Source organism: Hymenobacter cavernae, assembly GCF_014641455.1.
Classification (GTDB): Bacteria; Bacteroidota; Bacteroidia; order Cytophagales; family Hymenobacteraceae; genus Hymenobacter; species Hymenobacter cavernae.
Map to the genome: position 1 here is coordinate 139,801 of NZ_BMHT01000002.1, position 16,303 is coordinate 156,103.

The 16,303-nt window shown below is 57.3% G+C and carries 16 protein-coding genes and 1 riboswitch; of the genes, 4 read left to right on the forward strand and 12 right to left on the reverse strand.

Annotation, left to right across the window (positions count from 1 at the left end; translation table 11 throughout):
- Window positions 1-10 precede the first annotated feature (10 nt).
- Entirely contained in the window at window positions 11-622 is a 612-nt protein-coding gene (locus tag IEX74_RS05015; RefSeq protein ID WP_188811661.1) for a thiamine phosphate synthase, read from the forward strand.
- Here the strand turns inward: IEX74_RS05015 and moeB are convergent.
- The 7 genes from moeB to thiS all read right to left on the reverse strand — a co-directional run bounded on the left by moeB (window position 608) and on the right by thiS (window position 7,373).
- Complete coding sequence (gene moeB / locus IEX74_RS05020; RefSeq protein ID WP_188811663.1) at window positions 608-1,660, reverse strand: HesA/MoeB/ThiF family protein; 1,053 nt, start codon at window positions 1,658-1,660, stop codon at window positions 608-610. The genes IEX74_RS05015 and moeB overlap by 15 nt on opposite strands.
- A gap of 167 nt (window positions 1,661-1,827) precedes the next feature.
- Complete coding sequence (gene thiH / locus IEX74_RS05025; protein ID WP_188811665.1) at window positions 1,828-2,949, reverse strand: 2-iminoacetate synthase ThiH; 1,122 nt, start codon at window positions 2,947-2,949, stop codon at window positions 1,828-1,830.
- A gap of 22 nt (window positions 2,950-2,971) precedes the next feature.
- Complete coding sequence (locus IEX74_RS05030) at window positions 2,972-3,745, reverse strand: thiazole synthase (RefSeq protein ID WP_188811667.1); 774 nt, start codon at window positions 3,743-3,745, stop codon at window positions 2,972-2,974.
- The gene (locus IEX74_RS05035) at window positions 3,742-4,368 is read right to left on the reverse strand and encodes a thiamine phosphate synthase (RefSeq protein WP_188811669.1); all 627 of its coding nucleotides are present in this window, start codon (window positions 4,366-4,368) and stop codon (window positions 3,742-3,744) included. The genes IEX74_RS05030 and IEX74_RS05035 overlap by 4 nt, the downstream gene beginning before the upstream one ends.
- A gap of 73 nt (window positions 4,369-4,441) precedes the next feature.
- The gene (locus IEX74_RS05040) at window positions 4,442-5,206 is read right to left on the reverse strand and encodes a hydroxymethylpyrimidine/phosphomethylpyrimidine kinase (RefSeq protein ID WP_188811671.1); all 765 of its coding nucleotides are present in this window, start codon (window positions 5,204-5,206) and stop codon (window positions 4,442-4,444) included.
- A gap of 60 nt (window positions 5,207-5,266) precedes the next feature.
- Window positions 5,267-7,138, reverse strand: coding sequence for a phosphomethylpyrimidine synthase ThiC (gene thiC, locus IEX74_RS05045; protein WP_188811673.1), 1,872 nt, complete (start codon window positions 7,136-7,138; stop codon window positions 5,267-5,269).
- A 31-nt stretch (window positions 7,139-7,169) separates the two neighbouring features.
- Window positions 7,170-7,373 carry a sulfur carrier protein ThiS gene (thiS, locus tag IEX74_RS05050; protein WP_188811675.1) on the reverse strand — a complete coding sequence of 68 codons (204 nt, stop codon included), beginning with the start codon at window positions 7,371-7,373 and terminating at the stop codon, window positions 7,170-7,172.
- 68 nt (window positions 7,374-7,441) lie between these two features.
- A riboswitch (TPP riboswitch) is annotated at window positions 7,442-7,537 on the reverse strand.
- Window positions 7,538-7,719: 182 nt separating this feature from the next.
- Between thiS and rlmN the strand changes: the two genes are divergently transcribed.
- Window positions 7,720-8,787 (forward strand): dual-specificity RNA methyltransferase RlmN, encoded by a 1,068-nt coding sequence (gene rlmN / locus IEX74_RS05055; RefSeq protein ID WP_188811677.1) that lies wholly within the window; start codon window positions 7,720-7,722, stop codon window positions 8,785-8,787.
- 130 nt (window positions 8,788-8,917) lie between these two features.
- Here rlmN and IEX74_RS05060 read toward each other — a convergent pair whose 3' ends face one another.
- The 3 genes from IEX74_RS05060 to IEX74_RS05070 all read right to left on the reverse strand — a co-directional run bounded on the left by IEX74_RS05060 (window position 8,918) and on the right by IEX74_RS05070 (window position 11,476).
- On the reverse strand, window positions 8,918-9,628 hold the full coding sequence (locus tag IEX74_RS05060) for a hypothetical protein (RefSeq protein WP_188811679.1): 711 nt from the start codon (window positions 9,626-9,628) through the stop codon (window positions 8,918-8,920).
- 61 nt (window positions 9,629-9,689) lie between these two features.
- Complete coding sequence (locus IEX74_RS05065) at window positions 9,690-10,655, reverse strand: YihY/virulence factor BrkB family protein (protein WP_188811681.1); 966 nt, start codon at window positions 10,653-10,655, stop codon at window positions 9,690-9,692.
- 89 nt (window positions 10,656-10,744) lie between these two features.
- Window positions 10,745-11,476, reverse strand: coding sequence for a DUF3891 family protein (locus tag IEX74_RS05070; RefSeq protein ID WP_188811682.1), 732 nt, complete (start codon window positions 11,474-11,476; stop codon window positions 10,745-10,747).
- 110 nt (window positions 11,477-11,586) lie between these two features.
- Here IEX74_RS05070 and IEX74_RS05075 point away from each other — a divergent pair, with 110 nt between their 5' ends.
- Together IEX74_RS05075 and IEX74_RS05080 are read left to right on the forward strand one after the other, a co-directional pair.
- Entirely contained in the window at window positions 11,587-11,958 is a 372-nt protein-coding gene (locus IEX74_RS05075; protein WP_188811684.1) for a DMT family protein, read from the forward strand.
- 140 nt (window positions 11,959-12,098) lie between these two features.
- Window positions 12,099-14,411, forward strand: a complete 2,313-nt coding sequence (locus tag IEX74_RS05080; protein WP_188811686.1) for a patatin-like phospholipase family protein — start codon at window positions 12,099-12,101, stop codon at window positions 14,409-14,411.
- Window positions 14,412-14,432: 21 nt separating this feature from the next.
- On the opposite strand, the gene IEX74_RS05085 is transcribed toward IEX74_RS05080, so the two are convergent.
- On the reverse strand, window positions 14,433-15,194 hold the full coding sequence (locus IEX74_RS05085; protein WP_188811688.1) for an alpha/beta fold hydrolase: 762 nt from the start codon (window positions 15,192-15,194) through the stop codon (window positions 14,433-14,435).
- 164 nt (window positions 15,195-15,358) lie between these two features.
- Window positions 15,359-16,237 carry an SDR family oxidoreductase gene (locus tag IEX74_RS05090; RefSeq protein WP_188811690.1) on the reverse strand — a complete coding sequence of 293 codons (879 nt, stop codon included), beginning with the start codon at window positions 16,235-16,237 and terminating at the stop codon, window positions 15,359-15,361.
- Window positions 16,238-16,303 lie beyond the last annotated feature (66 nt).

The window sequence follows — 16,303 nt, forward strand, 5'->3', positions numbered from 1 at the left end:
CTTGGCTTATATGCGGTTCAAGCTTTTGATTATTTCTCCACCAGAGGAAAGCCCAGAGGAAGTTGCGGTGCTGATCCGGCTGTTCGAAGCCGGGCTGGCGTTGTTTCACCTGCGCAAGCCTGCTTGGCACGAGGCGCGTGTGGAAGAATACTTGCAGGCGATACCAGCAGTTTTTCACCCACGCATGGTGCTGCACTCGCACTATGCGCTGGCAAGACGCTACGCGCTACATGGCTTGCATCTACCAGCTTGGGCGCGCGCTAGTTGGCAACCTAGCGCACGCCAGCCAGGGCAAACGTTATCTACTTCCTGTCACACGCTTCAGGAAGTGCAGCAGCACCGCCACGGCTACGACTACGTGCTGCTCAGCCCAATTTTCGACAGTATCAGCAAAGCAGGCTACAGCAGCGCCTTCGACCTAGGTCTGCTGCGAGAGGAACTGCAAAACTTACAGTATCGGCAGCAGTATACGCCGCAAGTTCTTGCGCTTGGCGGCATCACCGCCGATACCATAGCCACTACCCGAGACCTGGGCTTCGCGGGTGCGGCGGTGCTCGGCGCCGTGTGGCAGGCTCCCGATCCGGTGGCAGCCTTCCGAGCTATCAAATCAGAAATCAGCTAAGCCATTGCGCAAAGAGGCGACTTGTTCGAAGCCGTGCGTCTGTAGCAACCGCACAGCTTGTTGGCTACGGCGGCCGCTGGCGCAGTGCACCACAATAGGTTGAGTGCGCTCCAGAGTAGGCAAAGCTGCCGCGAGTTGTCCTAGCGGAATTAAGCGCCCACCGATGTTGTACGCGGTGTACTCGTGCTCTTCACGCACATCAAGCAATAGTAGGTTTGCCTGCTCTCCAAGCCAGTGCTTCAGCTCGTCGGCCGTGACTTCTGGCACCGTATCCGTTTCACAGACACTCTGATAATCAACTAGGTCCCTAGGCACCTGATTAGACGAAATAGCTTCAAAAGAAAACGTAGTAAAAGCGAGTTGCAACGCATCCAAGATGAGTAATCGGCCGCTCAGCACCTCCCCTACCCCGGTGATGAGCTTGACGACTTCGTTGGCTTGCAACGTACCCACTATACCCGGAAGCACACCTAGCACCCCAATTTCGGAGCAATTGGGTGACTCATCCGGTGGCTCGGGGAAGAGGCAGCGGTAGGTAGGCCCGCCCTGGTAATTGAAGACAGTTACTTGCCCTTCAAACTTGAAAATCGCGCCGAACACCAGCGGCTTACCGAGCAACACACAGGCATCGTTGAGCAAGTAGCGTGTGGCAAAGTTGTCGGAGCAATCGACTACTATGTCGTAGTCAGCCAGCAGCGTACGGGCATTAGCCGCGGTTATCCGAGTTAGGTGCGACTGCACGCTGATGAGCGAATTTTGCGCCCGCAGTTTTTCCGCTGCTACTTCCGCTTTCGACCGGCCGACATCAGCCGTGGTGTAAAGCACCTGGCGCTGCAAGTTGGTTTCGTCTACTGTGTCGAAGTCGAGCAACCCTAGGTTGCCTACGCCAGCGGCAGCTAGGTACTGGAGTACCGGGCAACCTAGGCCACCGCAACCTACTACGAGCACACGGGCAGCTTTCAGCTTGTGCTGGCCTTCCAACCCGATTTCCGGCAGACGAATGTGGCGGTCATAGCGACGCAGTTCGGCGGTGGTCATAGAAGAAAACGTTTGATTTAGAGCGACGATTAGACGCGACACTTCGCGTCTAATCGTCGCGGATGTTGTTTAGCTAGTTGGCCAGTTTCAGCTGTTCAGGAGACGCGAAGTGTCGCGTCTCTACACCATTCAGCCGTTCGTAGCGCAACTACCTATATAATTGAGAATCAGCGCGCCAAAGCCGTAAGCGAGGCGTCCCAATCTTTCCAGACGGGTTCGTAGCCTTGGCGGCGCAGCATGGCGGCAATTTCCTGGGGGCTGCGTTCGTCGGAAATCTCGAATTGCTCCAATGACTCGGGTTCCACGATGTAGCCGCCGGGGTTGGTCTTGGAACCGGCACTGATGGAAGTAATACCTAGCCGCACAATATGGTCGCGGAAAGTGGGCGTCTCGCGGGTTGAAATGGACAGCTCAACTTCCTCATTGAGCAAGCGGTAGGCGCAAATCAGCTGCACTAGTTCGCGGTCGGTCATTTCGACTTTGGGCTGGAGCAGGCCCTGAGCTGGGCGCAAGCGCGGAAACGAGAGGCTGTACTTGGTTTGCCAGTAGGTGCGCTCCAGGTAGTTGAGGTGGAGGGCGGTGAAGAAGCTGTCGGTACGCCAGTCTTCCAACCCAAACAGCACCCCTAGCCCCATCTTGTGCACGCCCGCTTGGCCCAAGCGGTCGGGTGTTTCGAGGCGGTAGTAGAAGTTCGACTTCTTGCCTTTCGGGTGGTGCTTTTTGTAATCCTGCTGATGGTACGTCTCTTGGTAGACTAATACGGCATGCAAGCCTCCTACTATTAATAACTCATAATCAAGCTCATCTAGCGGCTGCACCTCCATAGAAATCTGGGCAAAGTGCGGGCGCAGCACCTGAATGGCTTTGTGCAGGTAGTCAACGCCGACGGTTTGGTTGGCCTCGCCGGTCACCAGGAGCACGTGCTCATAGCCCCAACCTTTGAGCACCGCTGCCTCTTGCAGCATCTCTACTCCGCTGAGCGTGCGCCGCCGAATCTTATTATCGAGGCTAAAGCCGCAGTACGTACAGATGTTCTGACACTCATTCGACAGGTACATAGGCACATACAGCTGCACCGTATTACCGAAGCGCTTGCGCGTGAGCTGGTGGCTGAGTTGGGCCATACGCTCCAGGTAAGGCGCAGCGGCGGGCGAAATCAGCGCTTTAAAGTCTTCCAACGTGCGTTTCGGAGCGCGCAAAGCTAGCTCCACATCAGCCGCCGTTTTGGCGTAGATGCTGGCTTTGACATCGTCCCAGCTATGTGCGTCGAAGATCGGGCGGAAACTCATGGGCTTGAATGACCTAGTTTAGTTAATCCAAAAAGGCCGTGAGCGGCGAACTAGCTTCCGCATGCGCCACGGGTGCTGCAAGTCGCGCCTCATATGCTAGCCGCCCCGCTTCCACGGCCAGCCGGAAGGCCTGCGCCATTTGTACCGGTTGACCCGCCACAGCAATAGCCGTATTGACCAGCACCGCATCGGCGCCCATTTCGAGAGCGGCGGCAGCGTGCGAAGGCGCCCCAATACCGGCATCGACCACCACTGGCACCCGGCTCTGGCTGATAATGATTTCCAGAAACTCTCTGGTCAGCAAGCCTTTGTTACTACCAATAGGCGAACCTAGGGGCATCACGGCGGCTACGCCTACTTCTTCCAAGCGCTTACATAGCACCGGGTCGGCGTGGATGTAGGGTAGCACTACAAAACCTAGCTTCGCGAGTTCTTCGGCGGCCTTCAGCGTCTCCAAGGGGTCGGGGAGCAGGTACTTGGGGTCGGGGTGAATTTCGAGCTTGATCCAGTTGGTTTCCAGTGCTTCGCGGGCCAATTGGGCAGCAAAAATGGCTTCGCGGGCCGTACGCACGCCCGAGGTATTGGGCAGAAGGTTGAACTGTGGGTGAGCCAGGTGGCGCAAAATATCATCTTGGCTATCAGCAACATCAACACGCTTAAGGGCTACCGTCACGAGCTCAGAGCCAGAAGCAAGCAACGCTTCTTCCATGAGCACCGCTGAGCTGAACTTGCCGGTGCCGGTAAACAGGCGCGAGGAAAACACGCGGCCTGCAATAGTGAGTGGCTGAGGCGTCATACAGAAGCGGGTAAACTGGCGAAGGCGGCTAAAAACTTAGCGGCGGCCGCAGCCGGATCTGCCGTGACCGACACGGCGCCCGCTACCGCAATGCCGTGCAAGCCCGTTGCGCGAAGCGCCTCTACATCACACAGAACAATGCCGCCGATGCCAACAATCGGCACCGCGAAACCCGCAGCGCGGCATTGCGCCAGCAGCGTTTGGTAGCCCTTCAATCCTAGGATAGGGCTCAGATTCTGCTTGGTGGTGGTGAAACGAAATGGACCTAGCCCGATGTAGTCCACACCAGCCGCTACCAAGCCTTCAATATCGGCGAAGGTGTTGGCCGTGCCGCCTATGATGTAACCGGGGCCGAGAATAGCACGGGCTTCCTGCGGCGGCATATCTTGCTTGCCTAGGTGCACCCCATCGGCCCCGATGGCTTGCGCTATTTGCGGGTTGTCGTTGATAATGAGCTTGGCGCCGTGCTGGCGACACACCTGCTGCATCTCGCGGGCGAGCTGCTCCCAAGCGTCGTAAGCTAGGTTCTTCACCCGCAGTTGCACCCAATCGACTCCGCCCTGGCAAGCTAGGTCGGCCAGTGCGGGCGAGTCAGTGATATAATGAAGTGGACTGATTTGCATGTGGTTTTACTTTGTAGCGCGGACTCTGTAGTCCGCGCTTGCTTCCGTTCGCGTCTATTCTTCCAGGCGCGGACTACAGAGTCCGCGCTACAGCGTGATAGCCCAGCAGCGTGTCATTGCTGGCCAAGAAGGCAGTAGTGTAACTCTTACCTTCGCTACAAGCTTCTACCAATGAATTGCCTTTCGCCAAGCTCGCCAGAATAGCCGCCGATAACACGCAACCGCTGCCGTGCTTCTCGCCGTGCGGCAGGCGCGGTGCGGTGAAAGCGTATTGCTCCCCATCCACGAAGAGAATATCGGTGGCAACCTCCCCATCAGCGTGGCCGCCTTTTAGCAGTACCGGGCAAAACGCACTGACAGCCAATGCGGCTTCTTCGGCGCTGGCCGCTGGCCATAGGCGCAGCATTTCGGGGCGGTTGGGTGTGAGCAAGGCGAGTTGTATGCATACTCGCTGCACTAAGTCAAAGCTAGGCTGGCCATGAAATTCATAACCAGCACTCGCTTTCAACACTGGGTCCCAGATAATTTGTACCCGCGGCTGTTGTGCCCGCAGCCACTCTAGTAGTTCAGGCAACTGACTCAGGCTCTCAAACAGTCCGATCTTTACCCACTTAACGGGGAAGCGCGTAAAGAGCAGCCGCGCTTGATCAAGGATGGTAGCGGCCGGCATCCAGTTCACCTGCTCAAACTGCACATCGTTCTGCACTGTCAAAGCTGTGCACACCCCTAGGCCATAGACGCCGTTCGCTTCCATGGTTTTGCAATCAGCCAGCAAGCCAGCGCCGCCGCTAGGGTCGAAGCCAGCGATGCTGAGGGCGTAAGGGCGAGGCGTGAGCATTCAGCAACTTTTTGTTAGAACGTCATTTCTCCCGCTAGTCGAAATGATGTTCTGTATGGGTTACAGATAAATCTCGCTGCCCTTCTCCACGAACTCCCTAGCTTTTTCAGCCAAGCCTTTCGTCAGGGCATCATCTGTCGCCACGTCTTGCTGGGCGGCGAAGTCGCGGACTTCCTGCGTAATTTTCATCGAGCAGAAATGCGGACCGCACATCGAGCAGAAGTGCGCCACTTTCGCGCCTTCAGCCGGCAGGGTTTCGTCGTGGTACTCGCGGGCAGTGTCAGGGTCGAGGCTCAGATTGAACTGATCTTCCCACCGGAACTCAAACCTAGCTTTGCTCAGGGCATTGTCGCGGTACTGCGCGCCGGGGTGGCCTTTGGCGAGGTCGGCGGCGTGGGCGGCGATTTTGTAGGTAATTACGCCGTCCTTCACGTCCTTTTTGTTCGGCAGACCTAGGTGCTCCTTCGGCGTCACATAGCACAGCATGGCCGTACCGAACCAACCAATCATCGCCGCGCCGATGGCCGACGTGATGTGGTCGTAGCCGGGCGCAATGTCGGTGGTGAGCGGACCTAGGGTGTAGAACGGCGCCTCATGGCACTCCTTCAACTGCTTGTCCATGTTCTGCTTAATCAGGTGCATGGGCACGTGGCCGGGACCTTCAATCATCACCTGAATGTCGTGCTTCCAGGCAATTTTGGTCAGCTCACCAAGGGTTTCCAGCTCCGCAAACTGCGCCGCGTCATTGGCATCAGCAATGGAACCAGGACGCAGACCGTCGCCAAGCGAAAACGCCACGTCGTAGGCCTTCATGATTTCGCAGATTTCCTCGAAGTGCGTGTAGAGGAAGCTTTCCTTATGGTGCGCCAGGCACCACTTCGCCATGATCGAGCCACCGCGCGACACGATACCCGTCACACGCTTGGCCGTCAAGGGAATGTAAGCTAGGCGCACGCCAGCATGAATGGTGAAGTAGTCGACACCTTGCTCGGCCTGCTCAATGAGTGTGTCGCGGAACAGCTCCCAGGTCAGATCCTCGGCTTTGCCGTTCACTTTTTCCAGCGCCTGATAAATCGGCACCGTGCCCACCGGCACCGGGCAGTTGCGAATAATCCACTCGCGCGTTTCGTGGATGTTCTTGCCCGTACTCAAATCCATGAGCGTGTCGCCGCCCCAGCGGCAGCTCCACACGGCCTTATCTACCTCTTCCTCAATGCTCGACGTCACGGCCGAGTTGCCGATGTTGGTATTAATCTTCACCAGGAAGTTGCGTCCAATAATCATCGGCTCGCTCTCCGGGTGGTTGATATTGGAGGGGATGATGGCCCGGCCAGCCGCTACTTCGTCGCGCACAAACTCCGGCGTGATGAAACCATGCGGCGTATTTGCCCCGAAGCTGTAGCCCTCGTGCTGCGTTTTCAGCGCGTCATCATTGGCTATTTGGTCGATACGTTGGTTTTCGCGAATGGCGATATACTCCATTTCGGGCGTGATGATGCCCTGTTTGGCATAGTGCAACTGGGTCACATTTTGACCCGGCTTGGCCCTATATGGCCGCCGAATGTGCTCGAAGCGCAGGTGGTCTAGCTTCTCGTCGTCAGCGCGCAACTGCCCGTACTCCGACGAAACGCCGGGTAATTCTTCCACGTCGCCGCGGCTCACGATCCACTCTTCGCGCAAGCGCGGCAGCCCTTTCCTTAGGTCGATTTCCACGTCAGGGTCGGTGTAGGGGCCGCTGGTGTCGTACACCGTCACGGGCGGGTTCTGCTCCGTGGAATTGGTAAAGTTGAACTTGCGTTGCGTATCTGTCAGGACGATTTCGCGCATCGCCACCCGAATGTCGTAGAGTTGGCCGGGCACGTAGATCTTGCGCGAGCCGGTCAGGGGCGCGCGTTCCACCAGCGTTTGCTGGGGAGCTTGGTCTTTTTTCATCGTAGGAAAGAAGGAGAGGAAAATGCGCGGCCTAGCCGCCCTGCGTTGCGCGAATTACAGTGATGCGGTCTTGGGCCTGGAGGGCATAGCTAGCCCAATCCGTGCGGGGCACAACCCGGTCGTTCACGGCTACCGCTACGCCTCGTTGGTCGGCAAGCTGTAGCTCCGTGAGAGCAGCGGCCAGCGTGGGTTCCACGGCGGCTTCGTGCGGTTTATTGTTGACGTAGAAAACCATTGAGCTAGGTTTAGCTGGTTGATTATCAATACAATAAACTTTAGTAGGTGCACGCCCCTGCCCGCAGGCTCTCGCTTCTCACTTTTCCCTTCGCCAGCATTACCTGGATCAGGTTCCAAGGGTATTTCTCAGTCCCGCGCGGCGGAACACCCCTAAAGTTTATGCAGCCAAGGTAGGTGGATTTATTTTAGTTGAGCAAATAAAATTCGGCAGTGTTCGTCTTACCGGTCCGACGCCTAGGGCGTCGGACCGGCGCACGCGAGTCGTTCAACGACTAGACGCAAAATATTGCGTCTCTACTATCCAGAGGGAACCCAACTGCCTGCTACGTTGTATCTTTGCAGCTATGATATCCTTGCCCGTACTCACCAAACGCGACATTCGCAAACTCACTCCCGACGAGCTCAAAACCTTTATGGTGGAGCACGGCGAAAAGCCTTTCCGCGCCAAGCAGGTGCTGGAGTGGCTATGGAAAAACACGGCTTCGTCGTTTGAGGAGATGAACAACATCTCGCTGAGCACGCGGCAGTTACTGGATCAACACTTTGCCATCAATGGCGTGAAAGTGCAGAATCAGCAGCTCTCCAACGATGGTACCATCAAGTCGGCGTTTCGGCTGTACGATGGCAACATTGTGGAGGGCGTGCTCATCCCGCACGATACGCGCATGACTGCTTGCATCAGCTCGCAGGTAGGCTGCTCGCTCACGTGTAAGTTCTGCGCCACGGGCTACATGGAGCGCAAGCGCAACCTCGACGCGGCCGAGATTTACGACCAAGTGGTGCGCATCCGGGAGCAGTGCGAAGCCCAATATGGCACGCCACTCACCAACATTGTGTACATGGGCATGGGCGAGCCGCTCTTGAACTACGCTAACGTCGTGAAAAGCGTGGAGCGCATCACGGCCCCCGATGGCCTGAACATGGCCCCGCGCCGCATCACCATCAGCACGGCCGGTATTGCCAAGATGATCAAGAAGCTGGCCGACGACGACGTGAAGGCCAACCTAGCTTTGAGTCTGCACGCCCCGAACGATGCTAAGCGCAACGAGATTATGCCCATTAACGAGGCTAACTCGCTGGCCGCCTTGAAGGAAGCCTTGCAGTACTACCACCAGGTAACGGGCCGCAAAGTGACCTACGAATACATTGTGTTCGAGAACTTCAACGACACCTTGCAGGACGCCGAGGAACTGTTCCAAATTACGAAGTGGTTGCCCTGCAAAGTCAATCTCATTGAGTATAACCCCATTGAGAATGCCGACTACCGCAACACCGGCGACGACAAGCTGGTAGCTTTCCATAAGTACCTGGCCGACCGCGGCGTACAAACTAACGTGCGCCGCTCGCGAGGCAAAGACATCGACGCGGCCTGCGGTCAGCTCGCCGTTAAGGAGAAGCCGGTTGAGGCGTAGAAGGTCTTCCAACAAAAAGCCCCGCCTTGTCGACAAGGCGGGGCTTTTTGTTGGAAGATGTCAGATTGAAGTACGACTACCCGCCGGTTTTTATAAGTAATCTAGGTTGGGAAATAGTAGCCCTACTTCATCATTTTGGACGGCTCTGGCCCACACCACTGATAGTGCCAAGCGACGCGGGGCAATGTTCAGCCATTTGGATGGCTAATTTTGACCCTACCTCCTCCATTCGCTTGTTGTCCAGAAAGATATCGGGGCCATAAAACTGGCTTAGCTCCTTGGCATACGGCTTCATAGCCTGCTGCATGGTCTCGCCCAGCAACTGGATGCGTTCTTGGGCCGACAAAGTGGCAAGGTCCTGTTTCTTCTGCCGATCCTCCAGGTTCTGGCAAACCGCGGAAGCTATTGGGGTCAATAGCTTGATTTCCTGTTCACTCATGGAGTGCTTTTCCCGCATTTGCTGTGCCCCTAGCTTCATAAAGAGCGGCAAGCTGACAGGGCATTCGCTTACCATCAATGTAGCCACGTTTTTACCTAGCTGCTCCCCATAGCTGCGGGCATCGCTCTTGTGCGCCACGATAAGCCTGGTGAAAGTCGGGTTGTTGGCGGCGCTAGCCAGCATCAGCCGGGTAAATAGCTGGATGGCTTCGTCTTGGGAAAGCTTTGTCAGTGGTGATTTTTTGTTTTCCGCTTCAAGCTGCCGACACATATCGGCGCTGATGTTCTTAATCATGCTATGCTCGCCGGTAGTATCGATAGCAGTAGCTGTATCTGCGGCTTTTGTGGCATAAGAACCACCGAGCCCAGTTGATAATAGAGCAATAAATAAGATCTTCTTCATGCAGCAAATTACTTAAATATTAGCTAAAAGCTATCATTCGCCACCCGGAAGACCACTGCCATCAGGCCCGCCACCGGCCCGTAGACCTAGGTCGGCCCGTACTAATTTCCTCTTTGCTCTCCCCTTCCGGCACTTCGCGTGATTCGACGCGTACGGCGTGGGCTTTGGGCTGCACTTTCTGGCCGAAAGCATCGGCAAACTCCTGGGTAAACTCGGCCCCGAAGAAGATGATGAGCGAAGAATAGTTGATCCAGACGAGCAGCACGATGGCCGAACCTGCCGCACCGAATGCCGAGCCCGGATTGGCATACGAGATGTAGAAGGCAATCAGGAACTTACCTAGCACAAACAGCGCCGCCGTGATAAGTGCCCCGATCCAGACGTCGCGCCACCGGATGATGGCGTCGGGCAGGAAGCGGTAGATCATGGCAAACAAGGTGGTCGTAACAGCTAGTGAAATTGCGAAGTCAATCAGGCGGATGAGTAGGATCGCAGCATCGGGCCAGATACGCTGCAGATAGCCCGTAAACACGCTGAGCAAAGCACTGATTACGAACGAAGTAAGCAGCAGCAGCGCCACACTCAGAATCAGGCCGAAGGAAAGCACCCGGTCGCGGAGAAACTGCACGATGCCGTTGCGGGGCTTGGCTTTCAGGTTCCAGATGTCGTTGATGCTTTCCTGTAGCGTCACGAAGAACGTGGTAGCCGTGAAGATCAGCGTACCAACGCCAATGGCCGTCGCGACCCCACCTTTTTGCTGCACGGTAAACTTAGCAATGCTGTCTTGCAGAAACTTGGCCGAATCGGCCCCGACCAAGCCTTTCAGCTGTTCGTAGATCTGCCCGGTTAGGGCCTCGCCGCCAAACACCGCGCTGGCTACCGTGATGACAATGAGCAGCAGCGGCGGCAGCGAAAAAATGGTGTAGTACGACAGCGCCGCCGCGTGCCGAAACGAGTTGTTGTTGCTGAACTCGGCAGCCGACGCTTTTAGAACAGAAACAACGTCGGAGAAGCGATAGTGAGCCATGAGAATGCAGATGTAGAGAACGATGACGCAGACCGTTTTGCTAGTAGTACGGCGCTCGGGCGCTTGCGTTGGGCTTGATTAACTGTAACCTAGCTTTTGCGCAGCTCCCACTGCAACGTTCGGATCGGGGCAGCGCGCAAGGCAGCAGCAAGCTCGGCATCATCCTTAAACTGTAGCTGGCTGAGCGTGCTGGCCTCCACACTCACCGTGAATTGCGGCACGACGAAAGGCCACGGCGTGACAATCACAGGGCCGTCAGCATCAGGGCGCGCCACGTCGTAGCGGCGCCCGTCGGGGCCGGTGCTGATTTCGAGGGCACGGCCCATTTCGGGCAGTTCGTGGCGGCAAAGAATAAGCGAGAGCCGGTCGCACCACTGCATGAGGTCGTAGGCTTGCTGCGCTTCTTTCTTGTTTACCTTCAACGCTTTGCGCCAGCGTTCCTGGTTGGCGTGCTGCTCATCCAGGAATGCATCTAGTTCTTTTTTCTGGCCGCGTAGGGTTTCGTAGAGAAAGCTCAGGTGCATGCTGGTGAGTAGGCTGCGCCATTGCCCCTGAAACCTAGCTGCGCGCAGCACGCCAGTGGCCTGCTCCAGAGAAAACTCCTTCATGGTGAAGTTGGCCGGGGCGCCGGCAGGCGTCAAGCCGTAGTGCCCGTCCCAGGCCTGCTGCTCGTCGTCGTGCTGGGCGGTGGCGGCCAGAATGCCCACCCAGCGGTCGGTGGGGCCGAACGGCTGCCAGTGCCAGGCGAGCTGGGTGGCCAGCAAGGCGTGCGCCTGCTGGTAGATGATCTGCCAGCCGTCGGAAGTGTAATTAACAATCATGAAAGAAGAGCAACTGAGTAGCGGAGCAATTGAGTAATGACGTTCAATACGCTTAAACCGTTACTCAGCCACTCCGTTACTGAGTTGCTTTATCACTTAACTACTCTTTCATGAAAGGACTTTCCACCATCGTGCTGCTCACCATTTCTAACCTGTTCATGACGTTTGCCTGGTACGGGCACTTGCAGTTCAAGAAAATCAGCTGGCTGCATGGGCTTGGACTAGTAGGTGTTATACTCATTAGCTGGGGGCTGGCGTTCTTCGAGTATGTGTTTCAGGTGCCCGCCAACCGGATTGGCTTCGAGGAAAATGGCGGACCGTTCAACCTCTTTCAGCTAAAGGTCATTCAGGAAGTTATTTCCCTGACGGTCTTTACCTTATGCGCCGTTTACGTGTTCAAAACTGACAAGCTAGGTTGGAACCATGTGGTTGGGTTTGCCTTGCTGGTGGCGGCGGTGTACGTTATTTTCCGGAAGTGGTAAGCCGACACGTCGAACCTAAATCAGCTCCAACAAACCTAGGTTGGGTGGAGCGCCGGCAACTCCTCGTCAAGTCATAACTTGCGGGCTGTCGGTGCGTAGGAAACGCGCCGATAGTGGCCCACTGCTCAGCTCGTTCTTTTATGCCGAAACCCTACGCGCTTCTCGTCTCCCTGGTGTTGCTTCTGAGTGTTTGCGGGGCGGCATCGGCCCAGAAAGTGGGGCTGGTATTGAGCGGCGGCGGGGCGAAGGGATTGGCGCACGTAGGCGTGCTGAAGGTGCTGGAAAAGAACAACATCCCCATCGACTACATCATTGGCACGAGCATGGGCTCGGTGGTGGGCGCCATGTACGCGGCGGGTTATTCGCCCGCCGAGATTGAGAAGATTGTGGTGAACCCGGAGTTTCAGAACTGGGTTTCGGGGCGGCAGCTGGAAAGCAAAACCTTCAACTACCTGAACTCCGATGCGTCGCCGTCGGCGCTTCGCGTGGGCGTGGCCATCGACTCGGCGCTGCGCACGAGCATCACGCCCAACCTGATCAACGACGTCAACCTGAACTTCGTGCTGGCCAAGCTGCTGGCCCCCGCCGGTGCCGCGGCCGACTACAACTTCGACAAGCTGTTTGTGCCGTTCCGGTGCCTGGCGGCGGAGGTTTTCACCCGCAATCAGGTGGTGCAGCGCAGCGGCTCGCTGTCGGATGCGGTGCGCAACTCGATGGCGGTGCCGCTGGTGTTCCGCCCCATCCGCAACCCCGACGGGCGCTACCTGTTCGATGGTGGCATCTACAACAACTTCCCCACTGACGTGATGAAGGCCGAGTTTAAGCCCGACATCATCATTGGGGTGAACGTGGGCGACGTGGCCTACAAGAAATATCCGTTTCAGAAGGACGACCAGCTGCTGGCCGGCACGCTGGTTTTTCTGGGTGCCAGCGTGGCCGACACGCTGGCCGTTGGTCCGAATGGCGTGTTCATTCAGCCTGACCTGGAAGGCTACGGCTCCACGGATTTCGACAAAGTGCGCGAGCTGATCGACCTAGGTACGAAAGCCGCCCAGGCCAAGCTGCCGACTATGCTGCGCCGCATCGAGCGTCGCGAGGATACGGTAGCGCTGGCCTCCCGGCGCGCGGCGTTTCACAAAGAGGAGCCGGCGCCGGTTTTCAGCCGCATCACGGTGCAAGGGCTGAAGCCGGGTCAGGACACCTACGTGCGCCGCTTTTTTCAGCGCGAGGGGCGCACCTACACACCCGATGATATTGAGGAAGGTTACTACCGCCTGGCCGCCGACGACTTCTTTCGGGGCGTCTACCCGCGCATCCGCTACGACAAAGCGCAGGGTGGCTACACCTTCAGCGTAGATGCCAGCAAGAACAACAACCTGTCGGCGGAAGTTGGTTTTGTGCTGGCTACCCGGCCGGTTGATAACATCTACCTAGGTTTGGAATTCCGCTACCTGAAGAAGTTTCTGTACACGACGGCCGCCAACGTGAGCCTGGGCCGGTTCTACAACGCGGGCCAGGGTCGGTTTCGGATTACCATTCCGGAGAAGCTGCCGTTCTACATCGAGCCGACCATCACCTACAATAACTGGAGCTACCAGAAAACGGGCGGCTTGCTGGGGCGCGACATTCAGAACACGCTGATTCAGCAGAGCGACCTGAGTGCGACGCTACAAGGCGGCATCAGCCCCAACTACCGCAGCCGCGTGACGCTGGAAGCCGGCTACTTCGGCAACCAGGACAACTACGCCAACAACCGCACGGTTTCTTCCAGCGACACCCTCGACCGCACCAGCTTTCGCGGCCTCACGGCAGCGGTGCGCTTCACGCGCAACTCCTTGAACCGCAAGCAATACCCAACGGGCGGGCGACGAGCCGCTATTGGCATCCGCGCCGTGCAGGGCACGGAGAAATACACGCCCGGCTCCACCTCCGTATTCGACAACAACTACTCTGATAGCCACCAATGGCTTCAGTTTTCGGCCACTACGGAACAGTATTTTGCTGCCATCAATAAAAAGAACGTCTGGGGCTATTTCGGGGAAATTATGATCAGCGGCCAGGGGCGGTTTGCCAACTACCGCTCCTCGTTGACTACCGCGCCGGTATTTGCGCCGCTGGTCGATTCGCGCACGCTGTTCCTGGATAATTACCGCGCTACACGCTACGCTGCGGCTGGTCTGCGCTTCTCCCGCACGGTGCTGGGCAGCTTAGAATGGCGTTCCGAAGGGTTTGTGCACCTGGCTTACCGCCCCTTCGTGGAAGGCGCCAATCAGCAAGCTGTCAGGCGCGGCAGCTTCGACCGGCCGCGCCTGACGGCCAGCACGGGCTTGGTCTACTTCACTCGCCTGGGTCCGCTGGCCGTCCACCTCATCCACTACGACGACTCGGCCAAGCGCTGGGGTGTGTTCGGCCACATTGGCTTTTTGCTGTTCCACAATCGGTCGCTGGAGTAGGTAGCGCTACTCGCTCAGCACCTACCTAGGTGTTTCTACCCGCCGCCCAAACTTGCGCAGCAGGGCGGCTACTTCCTGCGGCGCCTCATAGGGCAACAGGTGCCCGGCGCCGCTGATAATTTCCAGGTGCGTGCCTTCGGGCAGATAGGGCAGCGTTTCCAGCCCGTGTACCGACGGCGACATCACCGCATCGGCATCGCCGACCAGGATGGTGCAGGGCACCTGGATGTCGCACATGTGTCCGGTGATATTCTCACGGCTGCCATGCAGCAGCCACGCATCCCAGGCTTCGCGGCGGCTCCGCAGGTTGTCCTCAATTATCTGAACGCGGATTTCGGTGCTTACCGGCCGCGCCGTGATGTGGGTGAAGGTGCCAAGCGCCGCCGTAGCATTGCCATAGGCGCGCAACGAAGCGGTGCGGTCTTCGTCGGTCATGGGCTCGGGCGTAGGCGGCGAAGGCGAAAGCAGCACCAAGCCCCGCAGCCCCGCCGGGTGCCGAGCAGCTAGGTTCAGCGCGATTTTACCGCCCATGCTATGGCCAACCAGAATAAAGCTCGTGAGCTGCTTTTCCGCAATCAGCGCGGCGATGGAATCGGTGTAAGCCTCTATGCTGTGGCCACCTTTGGGCACTGCAGCAACCCCGAAACCACCTAGGTCAGGCGCAAGGCACTTAAACTCTGGTGCCAGCTCTGCTGCTACCTGGTCCCACTCGCGAGCGGAACCCGCCCAGTAGTGCAGGCAAACAAATACCGGATTGTTCAGGAAGCTGTCGGTATCAGGCATGGGCGGGTGGCTTATCGCAATTAGTATAAGCTCCACTACGCAGAACGGGCCTTGCCGGCTACCGTATAGTCCCTGATCGGTGCAAAGACCTTTTTTGCAACAAAAAACCCCACTGCCTACTTGGTAGACAATAGGGCTTTTAGCGTTGACAAACAAAGGTTTACTTAGCTACCTTTCGGCATACCGCCGGTCACTTCCAGCAAGCTGCCTGTCATGTAGCTCCCGTCCTGCGAGGCAAACAGCACGTAGGCACCCGCTAGTTCTTCGGGCTGCCCAGGGCGACCTAGCATGGTTTCATCCCCAAACTTCTTCAGGTCCTCTTTGATCATGGTGCCTTCGATGAGCGGCGTCCAGATGGGGCCGGGCAATACCGCATTCACCCGAATCTTCTTCTCGCCCAGGTAAGCCGCCAAGCTTTTAGTGAAGGTGTGAATAGCGCCTTTGGTAGAAGCGTAATCCACCAAGTGCGGGTTGCCCATAAGGCCCGCGATGCTGCCCGTGTTAATGATGGAGTCGCCTTCCTTCAGAAACGGAATGGCCGCCTGCGCCATGAAAATGTAGCCTTTGATGTTGGTGTCGAAGGTGCGGTGAATGTTCTCCTCCGGAATGGTTTCGAAACTCTCGTAGCCCATCTGGTAGGCGGCGTTGTTCACCAGAATATTGAAGCCACCTAGCTCCTCGTAGGTCTGACGCACGGCATTGCGGCAGGCATCTGCGGAGCGCACATCCGCCTGGATGGACAGGAACTTGCGCCCTGCTGCCTGCACAGCTTGGCCGGTCACGTCAGCATCAGAGGCATTTTCGTGGTATATCACCGCTACGTCGGCGCCTTCTTTGGCGAAGGCAATGGCTACGGCCCGCCCAATGCCGGAGTCGCCGCCGGTGATGAGGGCGACTTTGCCCGTAAGCTTGCCGGCCGCTTTATAGTTCGATAAATCCGAATCGGGCTGGTGCTTCATGTCCTCCTGACTGGTTGGGTAGGGCATGGGGCTAGGGTTCAGCTCGCTGTTGGTAGGCCGTGGTTCGTTTTGCTCGGTGTTCATTGTCAAGTAGATGATTGGTCGCCTTGAAATACGCAGAACACCCAGGAAGGTCCGGCCGAACCCAAA